The sequence below is a fragment of the Vibrio sp. 10N.286.49.C3 genome, assembly GCF_041469545.1.
GTDB classification, from domain to species: Bacteria; Pseudomonadota; Gammaproteobacteria; order Enterobacterales; family Vibrionaceae; genus Vibrio; species Vibrio tasmaniensis_A.
In genome coordinates, this window is record NZ_JBFRKT010000051.1 from 1 (window position 1) to 9,473 (window position 9,473).

The 9,473-nt window shown below is 43.2% G+C and carries 8 protein-coding genes; 3 read left to right on the plus strand and 5 right to left on the minus strand.

What is annotated here, in order from left to right; translation table 11 throughout:
* Window positions 1-2: 2 nt before the first annotated feature.
* From rsmS to dinG, 4 genes are all read right to left on the minus strand, one after another.
* Window positions 3-173, minus strand: coding sequence for a pleiotropic regulatory protein RsmS (gene rsmS, locus AB4180_RS18160; protein WP_009846328.1), 171 nt, complete (start codon window positions 171-173; stop codon window positions 3-5).
* Window positions 163-711: a primosomal replication protein gene (locus AB4180_RS18165; RefSeq protein ID WP_009846329.1), complete on the minus strand. Its 549-nt coding sequence runs from the start codon at window positions 709-711 to the stop codon at window positions 163-165. Before AB4180_RS18165 ends, rsmS begins: the two co-directional genes overlap by 11 nt.
* 23 nt (window positions 712-734) lie before the next feature.
* The gene (locus AB4180_RS18170) at window positions 735-1,514 is read right to left on the minus strand and encodes a TSUP family transporter (RefSeq protein ID WP_009846330.1); all 780 of its coding nucleotides are present in this window, start codon (window positions 1,512-1,514) and stop codon (window positions 735-737) included.
* Window positions 1,515-1,642: 128 nt separating this feature from the next.
* Window positions 1,643-3,718 (minus strand): ATP-dependent DNA helicase DinG, encoded by a 2,076-nt coding sequence (gene dinG / locus AB4180_RS18175; RefSeq protein WP_102248924.1) that lies wholly within the window; start codon window positions 3,716-3,718, stop codon window positions 1,643-1,645.
* A 513-nt stretch (window positions 3,719-4,231) separates the two neighbouring features.
* Between dinG and AB4180_RS18180 the strand changes: the two genes are divergently transcribed.
* Entirely contained in the window at window positions 4,232-5,182 is a 951-nt protein-coding gene (locus AB4180_RS18180) for a porin (protein WP_102248923.1), read from the plus strand.
* A 95-nt stretch (window positions 5,183-5,277) separates the two neighbouring features.
* On the plus strand, window positions 5,278-5,940 hold the full coding sequence (locus AB4180_RS18185; protein WP_102248922.1) for a DUF2057 domain-containing protein: 663 nt from the start codon (window positions 5,278-5,280) through the stop codon (window positions 5,938-5,940).
* Window positions 5,941-6,020: 80 nt separating this feature from the next.
* Here AB4180_RS18185 and AB4180_RS18190 read toward each other — a convergent pair whose 3' ends face one another.
* Complete coding sequence (locus AB4180_RS18190) at window positions 6,021-6,749, minus strand: pseudouridine synthase (protein WP_102248921.1); 729 nt, start codon at window positions 6,747-6,749, stop codon at window positions 6,021-6,023.
* Between the two features lie 339 nt (window positions 6,750-7,088).
* Here AB4180_RS18190 and AB4180_RS18195 point away from each other — a divergent pair, with 339 nt between their 5' ends.
* A complete protein-coding gene (locus AB4180_RS18195) occupies window positions 7,089-9,314 on the plus strand; it encodes an NADP-dependent isocitrate dehydrogenase (RefSeq protein ID WP_009846335.1) in 2,226 nt (741 codons plus the stop codon).
* The last annotated feature ends 159 nt before the right edge of the window (window positions 9,315-9,473 follow it).

A 9,473-nucleotide genomic window follows, 5' to 3' on the forward strand; every position in this document is an offset into this window, starting at 1 on the left:
TGCTAGATGCTAGATGCTAGTTTGGCTTGTAAATCTTGTTGGACAATCTTAATTGCTTCTAACGCAACCTTTGGGTCGATTTCGTTGCTTTCGAGCAGATAGATCAGGTCGACAGCTAACTTAACTTCTTCTGGGGCGTTATCCAGTGGTGATGATGGGTTATCAGTGTTCATTTCGCTTGGGGTTCTCTAAGTTAATCAGTCTCTCAATATTTTTCATTGAGTCTTCGCAGCGTTCTAATCGTTCTTTTGCTAATTGCCAAGCCTCGTCCGCTTTTTTCTTACTGTGGCGAGGCGCAGAATCAAACGCTAACTTGCGTACTCGTACTAAATCGACCAGTCGCTTTTGCCAATCCTGGTGCTGAGCGAGTTCGTTGTATAGGTCGTTAAGGTTTTTTCCTGACTTACTTTTTCGATCTAACCTTAAATCATGGTTGGCTAGTTCTCTTTGGATTGCAGCTATCTGATTAGTGAGTTTTTCTGTCAGGTAGTTGGCCCGAGAAGCAGTAAGTTGGTTTGTCGCTTGTTCTCGAACAATAGTGTTGTACGTTGCCTGAGTTTCGAGTGCGTAGGGCAGTAAAATAGAAGAGCTGCACTTAAACAAGGTTCTATCGAACAAGGCTTGATGATAAGCCCCTCGAGATTTATCAACCTGCGAGCAATGGCCAATTAAGGTATCAATGACGCTTTTTAATTTAGAGAAATGATTCATTTTACTTACCTTGGGCGACTGGGCTATAAGGTTACAAACCACGCTTCGTAAGCCAGCTTAATCGCAAGTACGCTTACAACAGTAACAAAAACAGGTCGTATAAATGTAGCACCGAAACGAATAGCAGAATGTGCCCCAACAAATGCTCCAGCCATCAAACAAAGACCCATAGTTAAACCAAGAACCCAATCAATATGACCAAGAATTGCGAAGGTAACCAAAGACGTAAAGTTACTGGTAAAGTTCATGGCTTTAGATAGACCTGAAGCAAGTAAGATATTGAGACGATAAAGCGCCATCGAGCTCACAGTCCAAAAAGCGCCGGTTCCTGGGCCTGCAACACCATCATAAAAGCCGAGAATGAATCCTTGGTACTTTTGCTTTCTCTTGAGTACCGGGCACGGTTTAGGAGACACATTATGGCTCACATCTGGAGTCTTATGAAAAATGGTATAGACAGCAGCGGCAAGAATAACTAATGGCAATACCTTCTCTAACCACTCTGTACTAATGGCATCAACAGTCAGGGTGCCGATTGTTGCACCTATTAAAGTAGATATGAAAGCATTGACCCAACATTCGGGTTTGAACAGCTTCTTGCGATAGTAAGTAAAAGCGGCTGTTGATGAGGCGAATGTTGCGGCCAGCTTATTAGTACCGAGTGCAATGTGTGGTGGTAAACCAAGCGATAGCAAAGCTGGTACAGTTAACATTCCTCCGCCACCGGCGACAGCATCAATAAAGCCTGCAGCAAATGCAACCAAGGCAAGTATGACCAACATGGTTGGCTCAATCATTTCCATAAATAGCTAGTGTTCTCGTTATCGGCTGTTCGGGCAGCCACATGAAGAATCGAGGGATTAGTCATGCTGGGTTGTGAATGCAAGGGCCTAGTGATGGCAGGCCCATAACTACCACGAGGGTAGGAAAATTAGTATTTTATTGTTCTTTTAAAAGGCGGTAGCGAATCGAGTAGGGACTTTCCGTATCGCTTCGTGACTATGCGTCTATCAAGGATCGTGACTTTACCAGAATCTCGTTCTTTACGCAGCAATCTACCCACAGATTGAATAAGCTTTTTACTCGCTTCTGGAACAGTAATCTGCATAAAAGGATTACCGCCACGAGATTCAATATATTCTGAATGTGCCCGCTCTACAGGTGAGGTAGGAACACCAAAAGGGATCTTGGTAATAACAAGGTTTTCAAGTAGCTCGCCAGGCAGATCAAGACCTTCAGAAAAGCTACCCGTTCCAAAAAGAACGCTGGTTTTACCTTGGTCTATGAGCTTTTTATGTTTTTTTAGGATTTCAGTTCGTGAGGTATCCCCCTGAACCTGTAACGCCCACGACTTTTTAACGAAATCTGTTGCCAAAGCTTCTGCCACTTGGTTCATTTGCCAATAAGAAGAGAATAGAATGAGATTGGCTTTGTTGTCTTCTATTACCTTAGGCAAAATTTCAATAAGATATTCGGTAAACTGAGGTGCTTGTGGCTCGTACTTCATTGCTGGCACGATTAACTCCGCTTGGTTCTGATAATCAAACGGCGATGCCAAAGCAAGAAATTGTACGCCATCTTCTGCTTTTTGACTGATACCTGATTGATGACAAAAAAAGCTGAAAGAGTTGAGTGCTCTCATGGTCGCAGATACTAACACTGCACCAACACAACGACTCCAAATCTGTTGGTCCAGTTGCCAACCGACTTCTAATGGTGAGACATTAACAACAAAGTCTCCCTCGCTTTCTTTGCTTAATTCAAGCCAACGAGCCAAAGGCGCCCCTTTTTCTCTCTTAGGTTCAGCCATTAATCGCCAAACTTGAGCAAGGTTTTCTGTTCTTTGTATATAAAAGCCAATTTCGGCAAGCGCAGGCTCTGCAAGCTTTGCTGAAAGCTCTCCGTCTTTAACTCGTTCTGCAATCAAGTCTGCAATTTTTGCTACGGCTTGGCTCGCCTTTTGCGTTAATTGTTTGAGATCTTTCGATTCGCTTTCTAACCATTCAGGTAAGTCACCATGCTCGAAGCGATACAAGCCATCTTCGAAGTGGCTAGCGTCAAACTGTTTGCTCATTTTAGTCAGAGTCGGGATCAGTTGTTGTACTGAGTCTTGCAACTCATTTCTAAATCGATGAACACGTTTCTCGTCTGCTAGCCCCGAAAGCTTAGTGATCGATTGATTCAAACGCTCTAACCAAGAGGCAGCACCTTTTAAGCTTGCGGCAGCAGAGGAGTGATCTCTCGCTACGTGTGGCAAGTGGTGAGCTTCATCAAATATATAGATGCTATTTTCTGGTTCTGGCAGTATCACACCGCCGCCTAGGTCCGCATCAGCCATCACTAAACTGTGGTTGGCGATAATCACGTCGGCTTTATCTAGCTCTGAGCGCGCTTTTTGGAAAGGGCAGTCTCTGTGCGTAGGCATACTGTTGTTACAGCTGTGCTTATCACTGACAATCATCTGCCAAATCATGTTGTCGATAGGTTTTGGCCACGAATCACGGTCACCATCCCATTTACCTTGGGTGAGGCTGCGGTACATGGTTTGCAGTTGCTCGATGTCTTTCTTTTTTGGTTTGGACTCGAACATCGCCATTTGACCACCATCAACCCCACACGCAGCGGCCAACTTCTCTGTACAACAATAACGCTGCCTTCCTTTCGCTAAGATGAAAGAAAACTCTCTATCAGTAAGTCGTCTATATAGAGGGAGATCTTTATTGACGAGTTGTTCTTGTAGCGCAACGGTCGCTGTTGAAATGACGATTTTACGATTGTTGAGCACGGCGACAGGAATTGTTGCCATTAAATAAGCCAGTGACTTCCCGATCCCGGTACCTGCTTCAGCAACAATCATGCGATTACTTTTGTGGTATTGACCACAAAGTGTCTTCGCTATTTCTGCAACAAGGTAATTTTGAGCACGTCGAGGTACAAAGTTATCCAACTGATCTTGGAGGTTTTGATAACTGGTGCGTATAGAATTTTGAATTTTAGTAGTTAGCATACTGTGACCTACGTAACGGAGCGAGGATAGTAGCACATATCACTAGTCGGTACATTTACCGCAAAATAGCTTGCTTTTGAATCAAAGGTAGATCTCGTTCACAAAAAAAAACTGAACCTTCAGGAACTTAACGATTTTATTTATGTTACGAAATATATATATTAAAAAATCGCACGATGCAGGCGTTAAGTTCTGTTAATTACGATTTAAACCTAAATTAGTGGAGTATTATGCTGAGTTGTTCTTTATTTGGGCTATTATATTTCCCTTTAAATTTAAGGGTAAGTTGCTCGTAAAATGATGAAAAAAAATGTAAACCTATGATTTTTATGTATTTTTGTTTTTTTTAGGTTTGTTTTTAGTTTATTTGACACGCAGGATAATCTTTTGCAATCTAGACCACGAAATTTAGTGGCGGTGATTAACTACCAAAGAGTAGTAATGACCAGTCATAAAAAATAAAAGGGAACCGGGCAAGGATCTCCCATTCTTAGAAAAGGCAGTGGATTTATTATGAAAAAGACTCTATTAGCTCTAGCAGTTATGACAGCAGCTGGTTCTGCAAACGCAGCAATCGAACTTTACAACCAAGATGGTGTAACGGTAAACCTGAAAGGCGACATCGAAGTTGTTTACAAGAACTCTCTAACGACTAGTTCAATGGAACAAAGAATCGAAGACGCTGATTTCGGTTTTGACATTAAATACATGGTTAATGATGAGTGGAAAGTTGGCGCTTACTGGGAATTTGACGGTTCTCCGTCTACCAACTCAAAGAAAGCTCAAAGCGGCGATGCTTATGTTGCGGCATACCACAATACTATGGGCTCTATCAAGTTTGGTCGTACATGTACAGCTGTCGATGACCTAGGTATCGGTAAAGATGAAGCGTTTGGTATTGCAACACTTTTAGACGCAGCAACAAATGAGTGTGCTGACGAAGCTATTCGTTACGATTACGACAATGGCGACCTGTACGCGACATTAGGTTACGTTCAAGATAAAGTTGATAACGATACGAAGAAAGATACTGCAGCGACAAACAACACATATTACGACGTTCGTGTTGGTTACCGTTTTACTGATATCGACCTTTCTGCTTTCGTTGCTAACCTGGACGCTGACAAGGCGAATATGGATCACCAAGGTTACGGTGCTGAGCTAGTATTCTCTGGTATCGAGAACGTTTACCTATCTACAGCATACTACGGTGTAACGTCTGATAAAGCTAACGATGACACTTCAACAATCGCATTTGCTGCTGGTTACACTATGGGTCTTTGGGGCTTCAACACTGGTTACTCAATCGGTGACCATGATGATAACGCTAAGGACGCAGATGTTTGGTTTGTAAACTCAACTTACGCTGTTGCGCCTAACACTAAAGTGTACGCAGAAGTGGGTGGCTCTGATGTTAAAAATTCAAAGACTGGTTTAGCTCTTGGTGTTGAAGCATCATTCTAATTGACCTAGTCATTTAGCCTTAGAAAAAAAGCCACCTTAGGGTGGCTTTTTTGTTAGGATAAAGAGCAGTTTATTCGATTTGAAAGAGAGATATGATGAAGAAAGTAATGTTAGCTTTGGGCTTGCTTACAAGCGTTATTGGCAGTGTAAGTGCGGCAACCCTAACGCCTCAGAAAGGCGTATCAATTCTGTACATTAATGGCCAAGCTGCTCAAAATAAAATCAGCGAAAACCAGATTAATGAAGGTTTTAACCAGGTTTTAGTTCGCTTTGATAAAAAATTTGGTAACAGCGGCGTTTACTCTTCGGCCCCTTATGTTTTGAATTTTGATGTTACTGGTGAAGAGGTTGAAATTAAGTCTCCAAAAGTACGTAGCTATATGGAAGCTGAGAAAATCTTTGAAGCTGTGAATCCATCATGGGTCGTTTTGCAGGATGAAGTCGCCATTAAATATCAACAAGATGTTATTAAACGTAAGCCCGGTTTTGCGCCGCTTGGCGGGCTAGAGTCTCGACTGGCTGAGCACAATGAAAGTAAGGCAGTATATTTCAAAGATGGTGTGTTACTTGATAAACCAGCGGAAGCTGTGGTTTTAGCTTCTGTGGTAAACGATACGGCCGCACAAACAAGTAGCAAAACTCAGAAACCAGTGAAACTGGCTGACACACATAATGTTGAGCAATTGCAGGCTTGGTATATCAAAGCTTCTAAGCAAGAACGCAAAGAATTCCGTAAATGGATGATTGACCAAGAGTAATCAATCTTCATCTACAAAAAAGCGAGACTAATAAGAGTCTCGCTTTTGCTATATTAGTACTTTTTCTGTATCAGTAAGAGCTAAATCTCTTTCCATTCACCTGGCTGAAGCTGACCCACGTTCATATTGCCCATTGAGTAGCGGATTAGACGCAGGGTAGGGAAGCCTATGTTTGCCGTCATTCGTCTTACCTGGCGGTTACGTCCTTCGATGATGGTAATCGCTAACCATGTTGTTGGTATCGCCGCTCTGAAGCGCACAGGAGGAGTTCTTTCCCAAACCTGAGGTTCTTGCATCACTTCTACTTCTGCAGGTAATGTCATACCATCTTTTAGCTCAACACCTTTTCTCAATTTATCTAAATCTTTCTCAGAAGGCGCACCTTCAACCTGTACCCAGTAAGTCTTGGTCGATTTTGAGTTCGGCTGAGTCAACTTAGCTTGAAAGATGCCATCATTGGTCAAGACCAATAAACCTTCACTATCGCGGTCTAAGCGACCAGCAGCATAAACATCTTTTACGGGAATAAAATCCGCTAGCGTTTTTCTACCTTCGCCATCAGTGAACTGGCTGAGAGTATCGAAAGGCTTATTGAACAGAATTACTTTGCGATCTTCGGGTGCTACCTTAGGCTTTGCGTTGGTAGGTTTGCCTTTATATCGGTGTTTGCTGGAGTGCGGTTTTTTGTGTGAACTGCCAGTGTCATTTTTGCCACTGTGTTGATTCTGTCTATTACCGCTTTGTTTTAATGTGGTACCAGAACGAGCCGGTTTGTCTGAACGAGATGCGCTGCGTGAGCGAGTAGACATGTTAACTACCTTGCAAAAATGTAAACGAAGTGTGCCGAAAAGTTTTCATAGAAACGGAATTGAGCTATCATTTGCGCGCCTAAAAGACACAAAATAGAACAAGTTGATGGACTCTTAAGCCTGATTTGTTTAATTATACCTTCGTGTCTTATTATAACTGGCTCTTTTATTAAAACAATGCACTCACGGATTTGGCTCATGCTGTCGTCAAGATTGCATGAAAAATAAGATAGAGTACGACTATCGAGTAAGCAGTTTTCACTCTTAGAGTGGCTTACTGGTCAATTTATAACACTCTCACTGCTTTAAGTGAGCTTGTAAGAACTATAGGGAAATTTCATGCCTACTGAAAAACCAACGATCATCTATACCATTACTGACGAAGCTCCAGCGCTAGCAACTTACTCTCTGCTGCCTATCATTCAATCTTTTACGGCTTCTTCTGGTATTAACGTTGATACTCGCGACATTTCACTTGCAGGGCGCATTATTGCCAACTTCCCTGACTACCTGAACGAAGAGCAACGTATTGGTGATGCATTAGCAGAACTAGGTGAATTGGCTAAGACACCAGAAGCGAACATCATCAAGCTTCCAAACATCTCTGCATCGGTTCCTCAACTTCAAGCAACAATCAAAGAGCTTCAGTCAAAAGGTTACGCACTTCCTAATTACCCAGAAGAAGCAAACACTGACGAAGAGAAAGCCGTTAAAGCGACTTACGATAAAATCAAAGGCAGTGCTGTAAACCCTGTGTTACGTGAAGGTAACTCGGATCGCCGCGCTCCACTTTCTGTTAAAAACTACGCGAAGAAGAACCCACACTCAATGGGTGCTTGGTCTGCGGATTCTAAGTCGCACGTTTCAAGTATGGACGACAAAGACTTCTTCGGCAGCGAAAAGTCAGTAACAATTGAAGGTGCTACAGAAGTTAGCATTGAATTCGTTGGTAAAGATGGTGCGAAGAAAACTCTGAAGCCCGCTTTTGCATTGCAAGATAAAGAGATCATTGATGCGTCAGTGATGAACAAGGCCGCTTTGGTTGCGTTCTTCGAGAAAGAGATCGCATCAGCTAAAGAGCAAGGTGTACTGCTTTCTCTTCACATGAAAGCGACGATGATGAAAGTATCTGACCCTGTGATCTTTGGTCATGCAGTTAAGGTTTACTACAAAGACGTATTCGCTAAGCACGGTCAACTGTTTGAAGAGCTTGGTGTTGATGTAAACAACGGCATCGGCGATGTATACGCAAAAATTGCTGCGCTTCCTCAAGAGCAGAAAGAAGCTATTGAAGCTGACCTACAAGCGGTATACGAGACTCAACCACCACTAGCGATGGTTGATTCGGATCGCGGCATTACTAACCTACACGTTCCAAGCGACATCATTGTTGATGCATCTATGCCTGCAATGCTGCGTTCTTCAGGTCAAATGTGGGATCCAGAAGGTAAGCAGAAAGACACGAAAGCTATGATCCCTGATCGCAGCTACGCAAGCATCTACCAAGCAGTTATTGATTTCTGCAAAGAGAATGGTGCTTTCGACCCTACAACGATGGGTAGTGTACCAAACGTTGGCTTGATGGCTCAAAAAGCCGAAGAGTACGGTTCTCACGATAAGACTTTTATCCTTGAAGCTGCTGGTCAGGTTCAAGTTGTTGACGCTTCAGGCGTTGTGCTTCTAGAGCAAGACGTAGAGGAAGGTGATATCTTCCGTATGTGTCAGGTTAAAGATGCACCGATTCAAGACTGGGTTAAGCTAGCGGTAACTCGTGCTCGTGCTTCGGGTGTTCCTGCAGTATTCTGGCTAGACGCGTCTCGCGCGCATGATGCTCAGCTTATTAAGAAAGTTGACGCTTACCTTCCTGAATATGATACCGATGGTCTTGAAATTAAGATCCTTGCTCCTTTAGAAGCAACTCAGTACTCACTGGTTCGTATCAAAGAAGGCCTAGATACTATTTCGGTTACAGGTAACGTATTACGTGATTACCTAACGGATTTGTTCCCGATTCTAGAGCTTGGTACGTCAGCTAAAATGCTATCGATTGTTCCACTTATGAACGGTGGCGGCCTGTTTGAAACAGGTGCTGGCGGTTCTGCGCCTAAGCATGTTCAACAAGTAGAGAAAGAAAACCACCTGCGTTGGGACTCTCTTGGTGAGTTCTTGGCACTAGCGGCATCTCTAGAGCACCTAAGCGTAGTAACGGGGAATGCTAAGGCACAAGTTCTCGCTGACGCGCTTGATAAAGCGACGGGTGAATTCCTAGATAACAACAAGTCTCCTTCACGTCGAGTGGGTGAGCTTGATAACCGTGGTAGCCACTACTACCTTGCAGCATACTGGGCGAAAGCGCTGGCTGAGCAAACGGTTGACGCTGACCTTGCTGCTGAGTTCGCAGGTGTTGCAACTCAATTGGCTGAAAGTGAAGAAGCTATTGTTGCTGAGCTGAATAACGCTCAAGGTCCAGCTGGCGACTTAGGCGGTTATTACCTACTTGATGATGCATTGGTTTCATCACTAATGCGCCCAAGCTCAACGCTAAACGCATTTATTGACGCATAGTGATTGGACTCATCGTTAGTAAGTCATGAACATGATTTACTAACGAGTTGCTTGGTCTGGCAGTTAAGTCACAGATAAAGTCAAAACGAAAGACGCTTTAATGATAACGTTAAAGCGTCTTTTTTTATTCATAATGCTTCCTAGACCTAGACCTAGACC